We start from the raw sequence: 18,762 nt of genomic DNA, 5'->3' as shown, positions 1-18,762 counted from the left end.
AAAAATAGCCAGGGCCACGTCGCGCTGCGCGCCGTGGCCCTGGAAAAAACGAACAATTGCTCGTTAATTAGCGTGGCAGCACGGATGCCCCCATCAGGAACTCATCGACGGCGCGCGCGCACTGGCGCCCTTCGCGGATGGCCCACACCACCAGCGACTGGCCGCGGCGCATGTCGCCGGCCGCAAACACCTTGGCCACCGAAGTCTGGTAGCAGCCGGCGCCATCCGTTGTCGCCTTGACATTGCCGCGCGCATCCGTATCGACGCCGAACGCTTGCAGCACCTGTTGCACAGGGGAAACAAAGCCCATGGCCAGGAAGACCAGGTCCGCCTTCATCTCGAATTCCGAATTCGGCACTTCGCTCATCTTGCCGTCTTTCCATTCGACTCGGCAGGCGATCAGCTTTTCCACCTTGCCGCCCTTGCCTTCGAAACGCTTGGTGGCCACGGCCCAGTCGCGCTCGCAGCCTTCCTCGTGCGAGGACGAGGTGCGCAGCTTGGTCGGCCAGTATGGCCACACGAGCGGCTTGTTTTCCTGTTCCGGCGGCTGCGGCATCAGTTCGAACTGGGCCACCGAGGCGGCGCCATGGCGGTTCGAGGTGCCGACGCAGTCGGAACCCGTGTCGCCGCCGCCGATCACCACCACGTGCTTGCCCGTGGCCTTGATCTGGTCCTTGAGCTTGTCGCCCGCGTTGACCTTGTTTTGCAGCGGCAGGAAATCCATGGCGAAATGCACGCCTTTCAGCTCGCGGCCCGGCACGGGCAAATCGCGCGGCTGCTCGGCGCCGCCGGCCATGATGACGGCGTCAAATTCCTTTTCCAGGTCTTCCGGGAAAATGGTTTCCTTGGCCCAGTTGTTCACGTGGGCAGGGAAATCCTTGCCGACCAGCACGCTGGTGCGGAAGACCACGCCTTCGGCTTCCATCTGTTTCACGCGCAGGTCGATGTGCGACTTTTCCATCTTGAAGTCGGGAATGCCGTAACGCAACAAGCCGCCAACCCGGTCGCTCTTTTCAAACACGGTGACGGCATGGCCGGCGCGCGCCAGCTGCTGCGCCGCCGCCAGGCCGGCGGGGCCGGAGCCGACGATGGCCACTTTCTTGCCCGTGCTGAAGCTTGCCGGCTGCGGCGTGACCCAGCCGTGCTCCCAGCCCATGTCGATGATTTTATGTTCGATGGACTTGATGCCGACCGGATCTTCATGGATGCCCAAGGTACAGGCCGATTCGCACGGCGCCGGGCAGATGCGGCCCGTAAATTCCGGGAAGTTATTTGTCGAATGCAAGATATCGAGCGCTTCGCGGTAGGCGCCGCGGTACACGAGGTCATTCCAGTCGGGAATGATGTTATTCACGGGACAGCCCGTGGTGCAGAAAGGGATGCCGCAATCCATGCAGCGCGCGCCCTGCACGGTCGCTTGCGCATCCGACAGGTGCAGCACGAATTCCTTGTAGTTCTTCAGACGCGCGGCAGGCTCCAGATAGTGTTCGTCCTGGCGCTTGAATTCCATGAAGCCGGTAATTTTACCCACGATGTTTCCTTTGTATTTGGCTGGCGGGGAGCGGCATGGCCGCTCCCTGGTCGTTCATTTGGCAATGAGCTTGGCTGGCTCAGGCGGCGACGGCTTGCACTTCCATGGCGGCGTCGGCAGCCATCTCGATCAGCGCGCGCTTGTATTCGTTCGGGAAGACTTTCACGAACTTGCCGCGCGCCGCAGCCCAGTCGTCCAGCAGGACACGGGCGCGCGTGCTGCCCGTGTGCTTGAAGTGACGCTCGATCAGGCGCTTGAGGATGACTTCGTCCGCTTCCGGCACGCCATCGCGGTGCTGCGTATGCCAGGCGTCGCGGTCGACATGCTGTTCCGCCGCCGACACGACCTTGTCCAGGCTGACCATGGCCGTGTTGCATTTGCTGGCAAAGTCGCCGGCCGGGTCGTACACATAGGCGATGCCGCCCGACATGCCGGCCGCGAAGTTGCGTCCCGTGTTGCCCAGGACCACCACCGTGCCGCCCGTCATGTATTCGCAGCCATGGTCGCCCAGGCCCTCGACCACCGTGGTGGCGCCCGAGTTGCGCACGGCAAAGCGTTCGCCGGCCACGCCGTTGAAGAAGGCTTCGCCGGCGATGGCGCCGTACAGCACCGTGTTGCCGATGATGATGTTGTCCACGGCCCAGCCACGGAACTCGGTATTGGGCCGCACGATGATGCGCCCGCCCGACAAGCCCTTGCCCACGTAATCGTTGCCTTCACCCACCAGGTCGATCGTGATGCCGTGCGCCAGGAATGCGCAGGCCGACTGGCCCGCCGTGCCTTGCAGCTGGATGTGGATGGTGTCGTCCGGCAAGCCGGCGTGGCCGTATTTCTTTGCCACTTCGCCGGACAACATGGTGCCCACCGTGCGGTTCAGGTTGCGCACGGGCGAGATGAAGGAGACGCGCTCGCCCTTTTCCAGCGCCGCGCGCGCTTGCGCGATCAGCTTGTGGTCGAGCGCCTTTTCCAGCGCATGGTCCTGGAATTCCACATGGCGGCAGGCTTGGCCATCCGGTGTTTCCGGCTTGTAGAAGATGGACGAGAAGTCCAGCCCCTGCGCCTTCCAGTGCGAAATCGCCTTCGATTTGTCCAGCAAGTCGACACGGCCGATCAGCTCGTCATACGTGCGGATGCCCAGCTGCGCCATCAATTGACGGGCTTCCTCGGCAACGAAGAAGAAGTAGTTGACGACATACTCGGGCTTGCCCGAGAACTTGGCGCGCAGCACCGGATCTTGCGTGGCCACGCCCACCGGGCACGTATTCAAGTGGCATTTGCGCATCATGATGCAGCCTTCGACCACCAGCGGTGCCGTGGCGAAACCGATCTCGTCGGCGCCCAGCAGGGCGGCGATGACCACGTCGCGGCCCGTCTTCATCTGGCCGTCGGCCTGCACGCGGATACGGCTGCGCAAGCCGTTCAAGACCAGGGTTTGTTGCGTTTCGGCCAGACCCAGCTCCCACGGCGTGCCCGCATGTTTCACGGACGACAATGGCGAAGCGCCCGTGCCGCCGTCGTGGCCGGCGACGACCACGTGGTCGGCTTTCGCCTTGGTGACGCCGGCAGCCACAGTGCCGATACCCACTTCCGACACCAGTTTCACGGAAATCGAGGCGCGCGGATTGGCGTTCTTCAAATCATGGATCAGCTGCGCCAGATCTTCGATCGAATAGATGTCATGGTGCGGCGGCGGCGAAATCAGGCCCACGCCCGGCACGGAAAAGCGCAGGCTGGCGATGTATTCCGACACCTTATGGCCCGGCAACTGGCCGCCTTCGCCCGGTTTGGCGCCCTGCGCCATCTTGATCTGGATCTGGTCGGCCGAGTTCAGGTAAGCGGCCGTGACGCCGAAACGTCCCGACGCCACCTGCTTGATGCGCGAGCGCATGGAATCGCCTTCCTGCAGCGGAATATCGACGACGATCTGCTCGGCGCCCACGACGGAAGCCATCGTGTCGCCCTGGCGGATCGGGATGCCCTTCAATTCCTGCGTGTAGCGGTTCGGATCTTCGCCGCCCTCGCCCGTGTTCGACTTGCCGCCGATGCGGTTCATGGCGACCGCAAGCGTTGCGTGCGCTTCCGTGCTGATGGAACCGAGCGACATGGCGCCCGTGGCGAAGCGCTTGACGATTTCCTTGGCCGGTTCCACTTCATCGAGCGGGATGGCCTTGGTCGGGTCGAGCTTGAACTCGAACAGGCCGCGCAGGGTCAGGTGGCGACGGCTCTGGTCGTTGATGATTTGCGCGTACTCCTTATAGCTGGAGAAATTGTTGCTGCGCGTGGAATGCTGCAGCTTCGCAATCGCGTCCGGCGTCCACATGTGGTCTTCGCCGCGCACGCGGAACGCGTACTCGCCGCCCGCGTCGAGCTTATCGATCAGCACGGGATCGTTGCCGAAGGCAAGCGCGTGCAGGCGCAGCGCTTCTTCCGCCACTTCAAACACGCCGATGCCTTCCACGTTCGAGGCCGTGCCCTTGAAGTATTTGTCGACCAGCGACTTGTTCAGGCCGATGGCTTCGAAGATTTGCGCGCCGCAGTAGGACATATACGTCGAAATGCCCATCTTCGACATGACCTTCATCAAGCCCTTGCCCACGGCCTTGGTGTAGTTGTAGATGGCTTTCTCGGCGGACAAATCGCCCGGCAAGCCGTGCGCCATCTCGGCCAGGGTTTCCATGGCCAGATACGGGTGGACGGCTTCCGCGCCATAGCCTGCCAGCAAGGCGAAGTGGTGCGTTTCGCGGGCCGAGCCCGTTTCCACGACGAGGCCGGTGGAGGCGCGCAAGCCCTTGCTCACCAGGTGCTGGTGCACGGTGGAGGTGGCCAGCAGCGCGGGGATCGCCACCTGGTCGGCGCAGATGGCGCGGTCCGAGACGATGAGGATGTTGTGGCCCGACTTGACGGCGTCGACGGCTTCCGCACACAGCGAGGCCAGGCACGCTTCCACGCCTTCCTTGCCCCAGGCCAGCGGGTAGCAGATGTCCAGTTCATACGACTTGAACTTGCCGCCCGTGTGGGCGCTGATGTTGCGCAGGCGCGCCATGTCGTCAAAGCCCAGCACGGGCTGCGCCACTTCCAGGCGCATCGGCGGATTGACGTTGTTGGTGTCGAGCAAGTTCGGTTTCGGGCCGATGAAGGACACGAGCGACATCACCATCGCTTCGCGGATCGGGTCGATCGGCGGATTCGTCACTTGCGCGAACAATTGCTTGAAGTAGTTATACAGCGGCTTCAATTTGTTCGACATGACGGCCAACGGCGAGTCATTGCCCATCGAGCCCGTCGCCTCTTCGCCGGCCAGTGCCATCGGCGCCATGAGGAATTTCAAGTCTTCCTGCGTGTAGCCGAACGCCTGCTGGCGGTCCAGCAACGATGGCTGGGCCTTTTCGCCCTGGGCGCGGTCCTGTTTCGCTTGTCCTTCGGCCAGCTTGATCTCGTCGAGCTTGATGCGCACCGAGTTGATCCACGCTTTATACGGCTTGGCGTTGGCGTAAGTGTTTTTCAGTTCCTGGTCGTCGATGATGCGGCCCGCTTCCAGGTCGATCAGGAACATTTTGCCAGGCTGCAAGCGCCATTTCTGGATGATCTTCGACTCGGGAATCGGCAGCACGCCCGATTCCGACGCCATCACCACCAGGTCGTCGTCCGTGACGATGTAGCGGGCCGGACGCAAGCCGTTGCGGTCCAGGGTGCCGCCGATGTGGCGGCCGTCCGTGAACGCCATGGCGGCGGGGCCATCCCACGGTTCCATCATGGCCGCGTGGTATTCATAGAAGGCGCGGCGGTTGTCATCCATGGTCGTGTGGTTTTCCCACGCTTCCGGAATCATCATCATCATCGCCTGGGCGATCGGGTAGCCGGCCATCAGCAGCAGTTCCAGCGCATTGTCGAAGCACGCCGTGTCGGACTGGCCTTCATAGATCAGAGGAAACAGCTTTTGCAGGTCGTCGCCCAGCACGGCCGACTTCATCACGCCTTCACGGGCGCGCATCCAGTTGAAGTTGCCTTTCACCGTGTTGATCTCGCCGTTATGGGCGATCAGGCGGTACGGGTGGGCCAGCGGCCATTCCGGGAAGGTATTCGTCGAGAAACGCTGGTGCACGAGGGCCAGGGCCGAGATGCAGCGCGCATCCTGCAAGTCCTTGTAGTACACGCCCACCTGGTCGGCCAGCAGCAAGCCTTTATAGACGATGGTACGGGCCGACATCGACGGCACGAAAAATTCCTTGCCGTGCAGCAGTTTCAAGGCCTGGATGGCGTGGCCCGACGATTTGCGGATCACATACAGTTTGCGCTCGAGCGCGTCGGTGACCATGATGTCCGGGCCGCGGCCGATGAAGATCTGGCGGATGACCGGTTCCTTGGCGCGCACGGTGGGCGACATCGGCATATCCGTATCGATGGGCACGTTGCGCCAGCCCAGCACGACTTGGCCCTCGATGCGCACGGCGCGTTCGATTTCCTGTTCGCAAGCGATGCGCGACGCGTGTTCCTTCGGCAGGAAGACCATGCCCACGCCGTATTCGCCAGGCGGCGGCAATTCCACGCCCTGCTTGGCCATTTCTTCGCGGTAGTACTGGTCGGGAATCTGGATCAGGATGCCGGCGCCATCGCCCATCAGCGCATCGGCGCCGACGGCGCCCCGGTGATCGAGGTTTTTCAGAATCAGCAAACCCTGTTCGACGATCGAATGGGTCTTGTTGCCCTTGATATGGGCGACGAAACCGACGCCGCAGGCATCGTGTTCATTGGCTGGGTCGTACAGGCCTTGCGCTTTCATGGGCTTCTCCGCTGCATATGACTATCGAAAAACTAGAGTAGTGCAACGCAACAAAAAACTCAACCAGAACAATTAGGGTCGGAGTCGAATTAAATTCGATTCCGTCGCTCTAAAAATTTAATAGGGACATAGTCGAAGCCATTTCAATAAAACGTCAGAAAGAAACCGTTTTTTGTTTTAAATGCGAATGCCTGTCAATTGGCGTCCGCAGCGGCCACGATTTTGCGGGGACGACCGCGCTTGGCCGGCAACACTTGCCGCTGCATTTTCTGCTCCAGCGCCTGCTTGAACGCGTCGGAACCCAGCGGCCAGCCCTTCAATACAGCCTGTTCCACCACTTTCACCTGGCTGCTGCCCAGGCCTTGCTCGAATAGGCGCAGATACGCCGCCTCGCGGTCGAACGGCGTGTTGCCCAGCGCCCAGTACAGCGCATGGTCGGTGATGACGGGATCGGGCCGCACGCCGGCATGGTGGGCATAGCTGGACCAGCTGTAATCGAGCGCCTGGCCCGCCAGGCCCGTTTGCACGGGCACGCATTCCAGATAGCGGCAGCACGTGAGGAAGAAATTGTCGGGATCGATGACGGAAGTTTTGTAGCGTCCCTGCCACAAGGCACCTTCGCGGCCGTATTTCTGGTTGAAATACGGCACGTAATAGCGTCCCAGCCACTGCATCAGCTGCCCCAGACCCGTCGCATCGGCCGGCGTGGCCAACAAATGTAGTTGATCCGGCAACAAAACATAGGCGTGGATGGCCACCTTGAACATTTTTGCGCCCGTTTTCAGCCAGGACAAACATTGCGCGTAGTCCGCCGCGTCCTGGAATACGGGCTGGCGGTTGCTGCCGCGCTGGATCACGTAATGGGGCAGTGCTGGAATGATGAGGCGGGGCAAACGGGCCATGGCAGAATCGGTAAAAAGAAGGCTAAGGCCTTGATTTTACACAGTATGCGTGCCGGACGCGACTCTGACCCTGTTTTATTTGAAATGCTGGAAAAGGCGGCTGACTCTGTCCCTTAATTTTGCGACAGGGCGTTCATGCGCCTTCACAAACAGCCTGCGGGTAATTCCAGCGGCCGCCCTTGTCGAGGCAGCTGTCGATTTTCCATTCCTGACGTAGCCACAGAGCAGCACAGGACAAGCCAACGATCAACAGCAGCCCAAGCAGAACACGCCATTTCATCAGGACCGCCTCTGCTGGTCAGGACAAATTGAAACTGGCCGACAGGCTGTAGCCCTCGCCATACGCGCTGCGCAGCGGCAAGTCCTGGCCCAGGCCCGTCTTGGCTTTCTTGCGCAGGCGGTACACGAGCATGTCGACCCGGCGGCCCGCATCGGGATCTTCGCCGCCCATGCCGGCCACGATGACGTCGCGCGGCACGGGGCGGGTGTTGATGGTGAGCAGGTGCAGGAAGTTGAATTCTTTTTCAGTCAGGGCGATGACGGCGCCCATCAGTTCAAGTTGGCGAGCGCTTACTTTCAAGGTCCACTTGCCCGGCTCGGGCACGGGATCTTGCGGACCGACGCGGCGGTCGAGCGCCTCGATGTGGGCGGCCAGTTCGGGGAACTTGATCGGCTTGGTCAGATAATGGTCGGCGCCCAGGCGCAAGCCCAGGATGCGGCTGTCGAAGGCGACGCGCCCCGTCAGCACCAGCACGCCGATTTGCGGATACAGCTGGCGCATGCGGGGGATGACGTTGAAGCCGTCCTCATCGGGCAAGCCCAGGTCCAGCACGACCACCCCAACATTGCCATGGCTCAACGCCGTCCACATGCCCCCAGCGGAGCTGGTGATATGAACTTCGTGTTCGAGCTCAACGAGAAACTCCGCCATGTCTTCGGCGTAGTCCAGATTGTCTTCGACGATCAGTATTTTCGTCATTGCAACGCCATTCTTCCATTAGTGAGCTACCGTGGGCAAACCATGCCATTCACTTCTGCACCATGATGGACGGCACAATAGGTTTACGTCAAGGAATTATCACGGTTGGCTTCAGCGGAAGCAAGGCTTTTCCTTGTCTAGACAGGAAGCGGCAGCCAAATCCGGAAAAGCGCCCCACCTTCGGGCAGATTATGCCCCTGTAAACTCCCGCCATGTACGTCCACCACGGCGCGCGCCATGTACAGGCCCAGGCCCGCACCGGGATGCGTGGCATCGATTCCACGGCGTCCTTTCTCGAACAGCTGGGCCAGTTCTTCTTCCCGCAAGCCGGGTCCCGCATCGCGCACGCACAGGGCCACGCCGCCTTCGGGCACCAGCCTGGCCGACACGGTGATGACGCCGCCCGGCGGGCTGAACTTGACGGCGTTGTCGAGCAGGATTTTCAGGCACAGGGCCATGCCGGGCACGTCGCAGCGCAGCCGGGCCGGCAAGTCTTCATCGAGTTCCAGTTGCACGCGGTGGCTGGCCGGCACGGTGGCGGCCGCCTGCTGCAGCAAGGCCAGCGGCGCGATGCCGTCGGCGGCCCGTTCGCGGCCGATAGCCGCCATGCGCTCGGGCGACAGGTAATCGTCGATCATGGCCAGCAGGCGGTCGACGGCCGTCTGGATTTTCACGTAGCGCTTGCGCGTGGCCTCGTCGGCGTCTTGCGACGTCGAGACGAGGCGCTGGATGGCGCCGTCGATGGTGGCGAGCGGCGTGCGGAATTCGTGCGACAGCATCGAAGCGAAGCGCTTCTGCTCCTTTTCCCGCTCGGCTTCCTGCGCGTGGGCGGCGCTGACGTCGCGCACCGTGCCCACGATAGTGACGCCCCGCTCGCTCGCCGATGCGGGCACGATGGTCGAGCTGATTTCCAGCGCCAGCAGGCGGCCGTCGGCGTGCGGCAATTCCACTTCGCGCAGCAGGGTCAAGCGGCTGGTATCGCCGTCGCGCCAGCGCTGCAGCCGGGCCGGCACGTCGGCCGCCAGCTGCGCCGCGTGTTCGCGCAAGGCAGGCACATCATGGCCCGTCAGGCGCTGCGCGGCGGGGCTGATGTAGAGCAATTCGAGGGTGGTGGCGTCGAGCAGGAACGCCGCGTCGCGCCCGTGCTCGGCCAGCAGGCGGAACTGCGCTTCGCCCGCCCGCGCGCGCAGCAGGGCGCGGCGCAACTGGACGAAACGCAGCGCCATGAGGACGGCGCCGGCAAGCAGCAGGAGGAAAATGGGCAGCATGCGTTATACCTGGCAGGAAAGAAGCGCCAAGTATACGCGTGCCACGCCGTTAATCCTCCAGCGGGGCGAAAATCTGCTGCAAGTCTTCCTGCGTGAGCGCCATCTTCTGCGATTCGCCTTCGGCCAGGATCGATTGCGCCAGCTCCGATTTCTTTTGCTGCAGCAACTGGATTTTTTCTTCCAGCGTGCCCTTCGCGATCAATTTGTAGACGAACACGGGCTTGTCCTGGCCGATGCGCCAGGCGCGGTCCGTGGCCTGGTTTTCCGCCGCCGGATTCCACCACGGATCGTAGTGGATGACCGTGTCGGCGGCCGTCAGGTTCAGTCCCACGCCGCCCGCTTTCAGGCTGATCAGGAAGATGGGCACGGCGCCCTGCTGGAAGGCCGCCACCTGCGCGCCCCGGTCCTTCGTCTCGCCCGTCAGCAGGGCATACGGGATGTCGCGCGATTCGAGTTCTTCCTCGATCAATTCCAGCATGCTGGTAAATTGCGAGAAGACGAGTATCTTGCGCCCTTCGTCGAGCAAGTCTTCCACCATCTGCATCAGGTCGAGCAGCTTGGCCGAACCGGCCGACTGCTTCTTCGCCGGCAAGGATTTCACCAGGCGGGGGTCGCAACACACCTGGCGCAGTTTCAGCAGCGCTTCGAGGATGACGATCTGGCTGCGCGCCACGCCCTTCTTGTCGATTTCTTCGCGGACCTTTTGATCCATCGCCAGGCGCACGGTTTCATACAGATCGCGTTGCGGGCCCGTCAGTTCCACCTTGCGCACCATCTCCGTCTTCGGCGGCAGCTCCTTGGCCACATTGTCCTTCGTGCGGCGCAGCAGGAACGGCTTGATGCGGCGGTTCAGCAGCATGCGGCGCAACGGATCGTCCTGGCGCTCGATCGGGTGGCGGAACTGGGTGTTGAAGGTCTTTTCGTCGCCCAGCAAGCCCGGCAGCAGGAAGTGGAATTGCGACCACAGCTCGCCCAGATGATTTTCCAGCGGCGTGCCGGACAGGCACAGGCGATGGCGCGCGCGCAGCAGGCCCGCGCTTTGCGCCGCCTTGCTGCGCGTATTCTTGATGTAATGCGATTCGTCGAGGATGACCAGGTGGAAATCGTGCTCGCGCAAGGTTTCCTCGTCGCGCGGCAGCAGCGCATACGTCGTCAGCACCAGGTCGCACTGGTCGATCTGGTCGAATTGCTGGGCGCGGTCCTTGCCTTGCAGCAGCAACACCTTCAGGCTGGGCGCAAATTTTGCCGCCTCGTCCTGCCAGTTGCCCATCAAGCTAGTCGGTGCGATGACGAGGGCCGGATGCGTGAGACGGCCCGCTTCCTTTTCCACCAGAATATGCGCCAGCGTCTGCACGGTTTTCCCGAGGCCCATGTCATCGGCGAGGATGCCCGCCAGGTCATGGTCGCGCAGGAATTGCATCCACGCCAGGCCGTCGGCCTGGTAGTCGCGCAGGGTCGCCTGCAAGCCCGCGGGTGCCGCCACTTTTTGCACGGAACCGAACTGGCTCAGCTTGCGGCCCATGGCGCGCAGCTGCTCGCCGCCCGTCCACTGCATCTCCAGGCCCCGCGCCAGCTCTTCCAGGCGTGCCGCGTCCAGGGTCGACATGCGCACGGCATGCCTGATCTTGTCGCTGAAATACAGCTCACCCAGCGTGTTCAGGATGGGGCGCACTCTGCCCCACGGCAGGGCGACGCGCGTGCCGTCCGGCAAGGTCGCCAGCATCTGGTCATCGTCCGCATGCGCTTCGATGACTTTCGGATTGAAATCGTTGGGCGCGTTGCGGATCAGCTGCACCAGCACGGGCAGCAGCGGCACGCGCTCGTGGTTGACGACGATGCCCAGCTCCAGCTCGAACCAGGCGTTGCCGCTGTCCGGGTCCTGGTCGTCGATCTCCGCGTACCAGTCGCCCACGTCGCTCACGTCGTAGCGGTACTTGGCCGTCTTTTCCACGATCCAGCCCTGCTCCAGCAAGGCGTCGATCCCGGACTCGGCAAAACGCAGCCATTCCGCCTGGGAAGGCAGCAGCAAGGCGCCCTTCAAGCCGCTCAAGGGAGCGGAGCCCGGCTTCTTGAATTGCAGCTCGGCCAGCGTGGCCAGCGCGCGCGCTTCATCGACCGTGTTTCTCTGGATAATTTCCGTCACCTCGCCCACTTGCCGCACGACGCGCTGCGACGGGTCGAACGAGACTCTTTCGCCATCGTAGTCGTAGGACAGCACGGCGAAATCGCTCCAGCGCTGCGCGCTGCCGTCGGCCAGCATGGCGCTGTCCAGCAGCAACACCGGTTGCGCCGGCACATCCTTGCGCAAGCGCTGCGGCAACGGTTGCGGCAGCGGCATCAAATGCTGCAAGCCTTGCGCCAGCAGCAGTTGCGACACGCGCACCTTGTCGTTCGCATTCAACGGCGGCGCCTGCGCCACCAGCGCCTGCAGGTCGGCCAGGGAAATATCGGAGCCGCCCTGGTTCAGTTCCAGCACGCCGCACGACAGATTGTCGATGTACCACGGCGGATCGGTGGGCAGCATGTAATCGATCTGGTCGGCGCCATGGTGCTTCGCGCCTTCCGGCGGGTCCACTTGCCAGCCCAGACGCATGGTCTTGCCTTCGTCGCGCCAGAACAGGCGCGCCGGGCGCACGGGACCTTCCTTCAACGGATAGACGAGGCCATTGCCGACATCGGCCCAGGAATTGGCCCACAACAATTTATCCTGCTCGGCCAGCATTTTCAGCAGGGCCGCGCCCACCTTGCCCTTCGGCTCCGTGGCGCTGCCCGTCTGCGAATTCTGCCCGCTGCGCATGGCCACGAAGAAGCGCACGAGGTCTTCGTCGGCCGGCGTCAAGAACGTGGGCGGCGCCGACAGCAGGGAAAAGATTTCGCTGATGGGAGACGCCGCCGCCACGTCGCCGTTTGGCCGCAGCCGCGCCTTGTACAGGCACAGCGCCACGTGGCGACCACCGCTGGTGGGCGCCAGCACGTAGATCAGGCGGTGCTGGTTGAGTTTGGGATCGGGCTCGGCAATCGTCAGCACGGCCTTCGGATGGGCGGCAGCCTCCACCCGCTGCAGCCAGGTGGCGACGGCATACGGCAAAGGCGCTCCCGGCGCGCTGGCCGGGGCAACTGGGGTTTCACTGGTCTCGTCGCGGGTAAAATCCATGGGGCGCATTTTTGTGTAAAGGTCGTATCCAAATCGGCAACAGGCAATATTATCCGCCATACAGGCCTTGCTGGCTTGATTCACACACGCTCTTTGAGCAGTTTTCATGCGCGATGCCTAAAAAATAAGTATTTAATACGACACTTGGGACCCGCCAATGGCAAAAAAGGCCCGTCATGGGCCTTTTTTTACCGCCTGTGGATGGCTTATCAGGCCGGCACAGTTTCTTCTTCGGCCACGCTGACGGCCTCGACTACCGGTGCCGTGCTCGTATCGGCCGGCGTAAAGTTGCGCAAAAACAAGAAGAACTGGCCCATCATCTGCGTCCACAGTTGCAGATTGATATTCAGGTACTCCTTGCTGACGCCGCCGGCGACCAGCACATCCATTTCCAGCACGACGAAATCGCCATGCTGGGCCACGCGCGCGAAGCGCTTGCTGCGGTGCCATTCGGCCAGCAAGCCGGCCGGCAAGTCGCCGCCCTGCACGCGCAGCGGGCAGCTCAAGGTCAGGTCCGCATATTGGCCAGGCGCGGCTTCATTACCCCACAGCACCTGGAAACCGATGCCATGGCTGGCGCTGTGCAGGCGCACGACACCGTCGTGTTCAATGCTGGTCACGGCGCAGCCGGCAGCCTTGATGGCCTCGGCCGTTTGTTCCGCATTCAGGGTGGTCAGCAAGTTGTTGGTATTTTCCATCGTCGTTCCATTCATTTCAAAAAAATTATTGGGGGGCCGGCGCGGGCGCGGCAGGTGTTTCTGTTTGACGCGCATCGAAGCGGCCCTGGTACAGCTGGTCGCCGTACTGCTGCGCGATTTGCTCGAGTTTCACTCTGCTTTGCGCGGCGAACGGCTGGCGCGCCTTCATGACGTCCAGCACATTCAACGACTCGTACGCTTGCAGGATTTCCTGCCCGGCCGCATACAGCTGGGCATTCTTGCTTTCGCAGCGCGCCAGGGCGCCGCGCTGGGCCGTCACTTCGCCGTCCAGGCGTGCACGTTCCGCTTCCTGCTGCTTGCCCGTGGCGGCCAGCCGCTCGCTGGCCTGGCGGTACTGCGCCAGGCTGGCGGCGGCCTCCTGTGCGGCAGCCGCGCCGCGCTGCTGCTCGGCTGCCAGCTTTTCCCGCTGCGCGCGTTCCTGCGCCAGCTGCGACTGGCTGCGCGCCAGCTCTTTTTTCAAGCCATCGCTGGCAGGCGCGGCGGCGGCGGGCGCCGCCTTGGCGGCAGGCACGCCCTTGGCTTTGAGCGCGTCCAGCTCGCCGCGCGTCTGCTGCAATTGCGCCGTGACATTGCGCAGCTCGGCACGCAGACGCTCTTCCATGCTCTGGCCCTTCTGTCCCTGCGCCTGGGCGCCGCCGGCCAGCAAGCTCAGCAGCAATAAAGGCAGGCGCATTTTGTTGGATATCAACATCATGGCTCCTTAAAAACGCGCGTTCAATTCGATTTGCAGAGTGTCGATCGACAGCGCCGAACCGAACACTTCGCGGCTCGACGTCCAGCGGCCGTTCAGCCAGGTATTCTTGTCGAGCGCATACGCGCCGCCCAGGTAATACCCGCGCGCATTCGTGCCGCCCAGGTGGAAGGTGGAATCGTTGTAGGCGTCAGGCAAGGCGTCCGGTTCGATGCGCTTGTATCCCAGTAAAACGTTCCAGTCGCCGCGCGCCGCCGGGCTGGCCTTGCCCAGGGTTGCCTGCAGCATGTAGGCATTGCCGCCGCTCCTGAAATCGGCTTGCGAGACGCCGCCCGTGCCGCCGAAGTTGTTCATGATGCCGCCCTTGGCGCGCGCCCACATGGCGTTCTTGTCGTAAGCCATGTTGCGCACATAATCGCCTTCGATGCGCAAGTCCGTGCCGCCGGCCACCTTGCTATCCCAGCGCGCATTCAGGTTTGCCAGGCGGAATTTCGAGGCCAGGCCCACGTACTGCGGCTGCGGTGTATTCGCCGGGTCCAGCGGGTTCAGAGCGATATTGCGCAGCAACATCAAGCTATTGCCCTTTTGCATGCTCGATGGACGCGACCAGTCCGTGCTGCAGCCATCGGCGCCCGCGTACAGCGCGCACGGCTGCGAATACTCGCCGCTGATATTGCGGAAGTTGTAGTAGGCCAGCGCGCCGCGCAACTGATGGTCGCTATTGATCTTCCACGACGCGCCCACTTGCGCGCCCAGCAGCCATTTGTTTTCGCTCGACATTTTTGCCTGGCTGCGGCTAGGCGCATTGTCGGACGAATACTCGAGCGGAATCAGGCCCAGGGTACCGAACACGGTGACGTCCTTGCTCTCGCCCACCGGCTGCTGCACCTTGGCGGCGATGCCGTCGAAATTGAGTTCGCTGGAAAACAATTCGTCGCCGGACACGAACGGATTGTCGAAGCGGCCCGCCGTCAGTTTCAGCCACGAAGCGGGCTGGTAGGACAGCCAGGCCTGGTCCAGCCAGATGTTCTTCTTGCCCAGGCCGCCGCCCAGGGTTTGCGTGGTGGACACCGGGCTGTCGTCATTGCCGCTGGCCAGGCGGATGCCCGCTTGCGTGGTGTCGGAAATGTCGGCCAGGATACCAAGGCGGGCACGGGCGCGCAGCAAGTGCTTGCGGTCTTCGCGCGTGTTCAGCAGCGCCGGCAGGGCCAGGTTGGTGTTCGAATTGACGTCGTAGCCGCTGCCGCTGTTGAGCGAGCGCCAGTCGATCTCGATATTGCTGTTGGCCATGTCGTAATAGCGCGATTCGTAGCGTGCGCGCACGTCGCCTTCGACGCGGATGCGCTTGCTCCAGGCCGGCGTTTCATTCGGCGCCGCCCAGCCGCCCGCCTTCGCCTCGGCCAACACTTGTCCCTTGATCTCGTCGCGGATCTGTTCGCGCACGGTTTGCGAAATATACGGCACGCGCACGTCGCCCGGCTGCACCTGCGCCAGGGCGGCCGGTGCGGCGGCAGGACGGGCTTGCGCCGCGGCCAGCGCTTCGCTCTGCGCCTGCGCCAGCAAGGCTTCGCCGGCATCCTTGTTCAGGGCGCCGCTCTGGATCAGGCCGCGGATCAGCTTGACCATGGTGCTGTCGGCCGGGACGGCCTGCGCCTGTACCGCACCTGCCGCCACACTCAGGGCGAAGGCGGCCAGCGCCAGCGGAAGGCGGCGCAGGCGCTGTGGGGAAGAAAATAAGGAATTCATTGTTTCTCTCGAAAAAAATTAATATGAGTTGGGGGCGCTATGGCCGGCGGCCTTTAATGGAAACGCGGGCCGGGAAACGCAGGGACGCCGGCGGCCGCTCATCGGCGCGGAAGTCGCGCACCATGGCCAGCACTTGCTCATCCGTCTGCGCATTGCCCGTGCCTTGCACAAGGTGGACCTTCGACGTCCGGCCTTCCGTATCTAGCCACAGGTCGACGCGGATGTCGGCAAAGGCCAGCTGGCGCGTGCGCGGATCGCGGGCAAAAGCCAGCTGCAGCGCGTTGGCCACGTAGCGGCCATACGATCCCGCGCCGAGTCCGCCGCCACCGCCGCCGCCCGTCATGCCGCCGCCGCGCCCGGCCTGGATGCCGAACGCGTCGCTGCCGGCCTGCGCCGCGCCGTCGATGGTGACGGGGTCGCCCTTGTCCGGCGACGGGCTTTCCGGCGCGTCATCCATGGGCTTGTCGGCCGGCGTCGGTTCCGGCTCGGACACTTCCGGCACCACCTTGTCGGGCGTCGGTTCCGGCAGTTTTTCCGGTTCCGGCGGCGGTGGCGGCGGCGGTGGCAGCATCAGCATCGGCGGCGCCGCCACTTCGCGCTTGGTGGCCGCCGTATCGGACAGCAAATACCAGACCAGCGCGGCCAGCGCACCGGCCAGCAGCGCGCCGCCGGCCACGCCGCCCCAGCGGCGCCACCACTGCGCCGCGCCTGACGCTTCCGGGGCGGCCGTCTTCATCATGTCGTCACGCTTCACCTTGCGCTCCTCATGCCGGCTTGCCGGTCACCAGGCCCACCTGGTTCAGGTCGATCCGGCGCAGCAAATCGAGCACTTCGACCACTTTCGCGTATTGCACGGCGGCGTCGCCGCGCACGATCACGGGGAAGTCGGGCGTCAGCGCCTTTTCCGTGCGCAAGCGCTCTTCCAGTTCGGGCAAGGTGACGGGATAGGCGTCGAGGAAGACCTGGCCCGCGTTGTCGATGGTGATGGCCTTGGTCTTCGGCTTTTCCAGCGCCATGGCCGAGCTGGCCTTGGGCAGGTCGACCTTGATGCCGGGAATGCTGGCATTGCTGGTCAGGATGAAGATCACCAGCACCACCAGCAGCACGTCGACGAAGGGCGTGATGTTGATGCCGCCGCTACGCTTGCGGGGGGTAAACTTGGCGGAGGTGGCCATGGTTATGCGCCCCTCACGCCTGATGCAGCGCGGGACGCATCTGGCGTCCGTCGCCCTGCTCTTCCGCCAGACGCGTGGCGAATTCATCGACGAAGACAGCCATGTCGGCAACGATGGCGTCCGAACGCGACGACAGCCAGTTGTAGCCGAACAGGGCGGGAATCGCCACGCCCAGGCCGGCAGCCGTACACAGCAGCGCTGCCGCCATGCCCGGCGCCACCGAGTTGATGTCCACGGCGCCGGCCATGGCCGCCACGACGAACACCAGCATGATGCCGATCACGGTACCGAACAGGCCGACGTACGGCGCGCCTTCGATGGTGGTGGATAACCAGATCATGCGCTTGGACATGCGCTCGCTTTCGCGCACCATCACGCCATCCATGGCGGCGCGGATGGCGCCGATCGTCGCGTTCGACACGGCGTTCAGGTCGTAGCCGCGGTCGTGGCGGCGGCGCATCTCGTCGATGGCCACGTCATACAGACGCCACAGCGAGGAATCCGTCTTCACGGAAGCGCTCAGCTTGCCGTTGCGCGCCAAGTGATCGAGCGGCGCGCCGGCCGCTTCGTGGAACGATTGCATGAATTGCGCATTCGCGCGCGAGATGGCGCCATAGCTGCGGCCCTTGCCGATCATGATGATCCACGACAAGACCATCATCAGGCCCAACACGCCGACGACGATCCAGGCGTCGAGCGGCATGGCGGCGATGATGAAGCCGAAATGGCTTTTGCCGGCCTGCTGTTCATCGGCGCCAAACACGGCCAGGCGCGATTCGGAACCTTGCGAGACGGCGTCGGCCAGCAGCAGGGCGTCGGGACGGGCCGTGCGCGACAGGCGCAGCTCGTCGATGGCGCCCGTGAAGTTGGCCAGGGTGGCGGCGCCCGAGGCGACCGGCGCCGCATCGGCGCCTACCGAGGCGGCCGTGGCGAAGGCTGGCAAGGCGGTGGCCAGCGAGACGGCGGGACGGCCGCCCACGTACAGGGCCACGTTGGCTTTATCGGCCTTGACGGCCAGGTGCGACCATTGCGCGGCCTGGATCGGCTGGCCCGGCTTGCTGCGCTGGCCATTCACTTGCACGAAGGGCACGCCCTGGTCCACGCCGATCAGCAATTCATTGGCGCCGTCGCGGCGCGCATACAGCACTTGCTGCGCGCCCAGGTTGTCGGGACGCACCCAGGCGGAAAAGGTGAACGGCGCGCCGGCGGCCAGCGCCAGCGAAGGCGAGGCGGGCAGCATCAGCGGCGTGGTGCCCAGGCGGGCGCCGGCGCCGATGACGGCACCGTCGAGCGCCGGCACGGCCGTCTGGGCATGGTTGCCGTAGGCGGTGCTGTCGCGCGAAGGCACGCCAGGTTCGGTGAAGTGGTACACGAGGCTGTAATCGGGATCGAAGGTGCGCTGGCCGTTGCCGGAAGCAGGCGCCTTCGGATTGCCGTAATACATCCACAGCTGCTGCTGCGTACCGGCCGTCAGGGCCGGCACGTCGACCCAGATCAGGGCGATGCCCAGCAGCGGATTGAATTGCTCGATCTGGTGGTTCAGCACCGTCTTGTCGTCGCCCGCCACGAAGCGCAGGTCGGCGCCGTTGTCGCTGACGCCCTCGAAGTTGAAATTACCCGAATGCAAGCGCAGCAGCACGGGAATGCGGCCCGGATCGCCGCCCACGGCGCCCGCCTTCGGGCCGGCGTCGACGGTGACGGGTTTGCGGTAAGCCCAGTCGGGCTGCCACCAGGCATGCGCCAGGCCGGGAACGAGCGTGCCCAGGATCGTGAGCAGGAAAAGAAAACGTTGCATGACAGTGATTCTCCGAAGAAAA

At 63.7% G+C, this 18,762-nt stretch carries 13 protein-coding genes; all 13 read right to left on the bottom strand.

Annotated elements, in window-relative coordinates:
- Nucleotides 1-67: 67 nt before the first annotated feature.
- The gene (locus ACQ4W4_RS22155) at nt 68-1,531 is read right to left on the bottom strand and encodes a glutamate synthase subunit beta (protein WP_436543801.1); all 1,464 of its coding nucleotides are present in this window, start codon (nt 1,529-1,531) and stop codon (nt 68-70) included.
- A 79-nt stretch (nt 1,532-1,610) separates the two neighbouring features.
- Nucleotides 1,611-6,311, bottom strand: coding sequence for a glutamate synthase-related protein (locus tag ACQ4W4_RS22150; protein WP_436543800.1), 4,701 nt, complete (start codon nt 6,309-6,311; stop codon nt 1,611-1,613).
- 194 nt (nt 6,312-6,505) lie between these two features.
- On the bottom strand, nt 6,506-7,213 hold the full coding sequence (locus ACQ4W4_RS22145) for a transposase (protein ID WP_436543799.1): 708 nt from the start codon (nt 7,211-7,213) through the stop codon (nt 6,506-6,508).
- A gap of 133 nt (nt 7,214-7,346) precedes the next feature.
- Nucleotides 7,347-7,493 carry a hypothetical protein gene (locus tag ACQ4W4_RS22140; protein ID WP_436543798.1) on the bottom strand — a complete coding sequence of 49 codons (147 nt, stop codon included), beginning with the start codon at nt 7,491-7,493 and terminating at the stop codon, nt 7,347-7,349.
- An 18-nt stretch (nt 7,494-7,511) separates the two neighbouring features.
- A complete protein-coding gene (locus ACQ4W4_RS22135) occupies nt 7,512-8,192 on the bottom strand; it encodes a response regulator transcription factor (protein ID WP_034753797.1) in 681 nt (226 codons plus the stop codon).
- Between the two features lie 137 nt (nt 8,193-8,329).
- Nucleotides 8,330-9,460 (bottom strand): PAS domain-containing sensor histidine kinase, encoded by a 1,131-nt coding sequence (locus ACQ4W4_RS22130; RefSeq protein ID WP_436543797.1) that lies wholly within the window; start codon nt 9,458-9,460, stop codon nt 8,330-8,332.
- A gap of 49 nt (nt 9,461-9,509) precedes the next feature.
- Nucleotides 9,510-12,614: a DEAD/DEAH box helicase gene (locus ACQ4W4_RS22125; protein ID WP_436543796.1), complete on the bottom strand. Its 3,105-nt coding sequence runs from the start codon at nt 12,612-12,614 to the stop codon at nt 9,510-9,512.
- 209 nt (nt 12,615-12,823) lie between these two features.
- A complete protein-coding gene (locus tag ACQ4W4_RS22120) occupies nt 12,824-13,312 on the bottom strand; it encodes a YbjN domain-containing protein (RefSeq protein WP_436543795.1) in 489 nt (162 codons plus the stop codon).
- Between the two features lie 25 nt (nt 13,313-13,337).
- A complete protein-coding gene (locus tag ACQ4W4_RS22115; RefSeq protein ID WP_436543794.1) occupies nt 13,338-14,024 on the bottom strand; it encodes a hypothetical protein in 687 nt (228 codons plus the stop codon).
- A gap of 9 nt (nt 14,025-14,033) precedes the next feature.
- The gene (locus ACQ4W4_RS22110; RefSeq protein WP_436543793.1) at nt 14,034-15,770 is read right to left on the bottom strand and encodes a putative porin; all 1,737 of its coding nucleotides are present in this window, start codon (nt 15,768-15,770) and stop codon (nt 14,034-14,036) included.
- Nucleotides 15,771-15,807: 37 nt separating this feature from the next.
- Nucleotides 15,808-16,524, bottom strand: coding sequence for an energy transducer TonB family protein (locus tag ACQ4W4_RS22105; RefSeq protein ID WP_436543792.1), 717 nt, complete (start codon nt 16,522-16,524; stop codon nt 15,808-15,810).
- A gap of 10 nt (nt 16,525-16,534) precedes the next feature.
- Nucleotides 16,535-16,945 (bottom strand): ExbD/TolR family protein, encoded by a 411-nt coding sequence (locus ACQ4W4_RS22100; protein WP_034753784.1) that lies wholly within the window; start codon nt 16,943-16,945, stop codon nt 16,535-16,537.
- 13 nt (nt 16,946-16,958) lie between these two features.
- Nucleotides 16,959-18,740 carry a DUF2341 domain-containing protein gene (locus ACQ4W4_RS22095; RefSeq protein WP_436543791.1) on the bottom strand — a complete coding sequence of 594 codons (1,782 nt, stop codon included), beginning with the start codon at nt 18,738-18,740 and terminating at the stop codon, nt 16,959-16,961.
- Between the last annotated feature and the right edge of the window lie 22 nt (nt 18,741-18,762).

Origin of the sequence: Janthinobacterium glycogeni (assembly GCF_051380725.1) — a bacterium.
GTDB lineage: Bacteria > Pseudomonadota > Gammaproteobacteria > Burkholderiales > Burkholderiaceae_D > Janthinobacterium.
The sequence above is the reverse complement of the archived record's forward strand: the minus strand, read 5'-3'. Positions and strand labels throughout refer to the sequence as shown.

Excerpts from the sequence above, each read along its gene's own strand:
- ACQ4W4_RS22125 (WP_436543796.1), bottom strand. The coding sequence starts at position 12,614 with ATGGATTTTACCCGCGACGAGACCAGTGAAACCCCAGTTGCCCCGGCC.
- ACQ4W4_RS22110 (WP_436543793.1), bottom strand. The coding sequence starts at position 15,770 with ATGAATTCCTTATTTTCTTCCCCACAGCGCCTGCGCCGCCTTCCGCTG.
- ACQ4W4_RS22130 (WP_436543797.1), bottom strand. The coding sequence starts at position 9,460 with ATGCTGCCCATTTTCCTCCTGCTGCTTGCCGGCGCCGTCCTCATGGCG.
- ACQ4W4_RS22145 (WP_436543799.1), bottom strand. The coding sequence starts at position 7,213 with ATGGCCCGTTTGCCCCGCCTCATCATTCCAGCACTGCCCCATTACGTG.
- ACQ4W4_RS22095 (WP_436543791.1), bottom strand. The coding sequence starts at position 18,740 with ATGCAACGTTTTCTTTTCCTGCTCACGATCCTGGGCACGCTCGTTCCC.
- ACQ4W4_RS22100 (WP_034753784.1), bottom strand. The coding sequence starts at position 16,945 with ATGGCCACCTCCGCCAAGTTTACCCCCCGCAAGCGTAGCGGCGGCATC.
- ACQ4W4_RS22115 (WP_436543794.1), bottom strand. The coding sequence starts at position 14,024 with ATGTTGATATCCAACAAAATGCGCCTGCCTTTATTGCTGCTGAGCTTG.
- ACQ4W4_RS22120 (WP_436543795.1), bottom strand. The coding sequence starts at position 13,312 with ATGGAAAATACCAACAACTTGCTGACCACCCTGAATGCGGAACAAACG.
- ACQ4W4_RS22135 (WP_034753797.1), bottom strand. The coding sequence starts at position 8,192 with ATGACGAAAATACTGATCGTCGAAGACAATCTGGACTACGCCGAAGAC.
- ACQ4W4_RS22150 (WP_436543800.1), bottom strand. The coding sequence starts at position 6,311 with ATGAAAGCGCAAGGCCTGTACGACCCAGCCAATGAACACGATGCCTGC.
- ACQ4W4_RS22140 (WP_436543798.1), bottom strand. The coding sequence starts at position 7,493 with ATGAAATGGCGTGTTCTGCTTGGGCTGCTGTTGATCGTTGGCTTGTCC.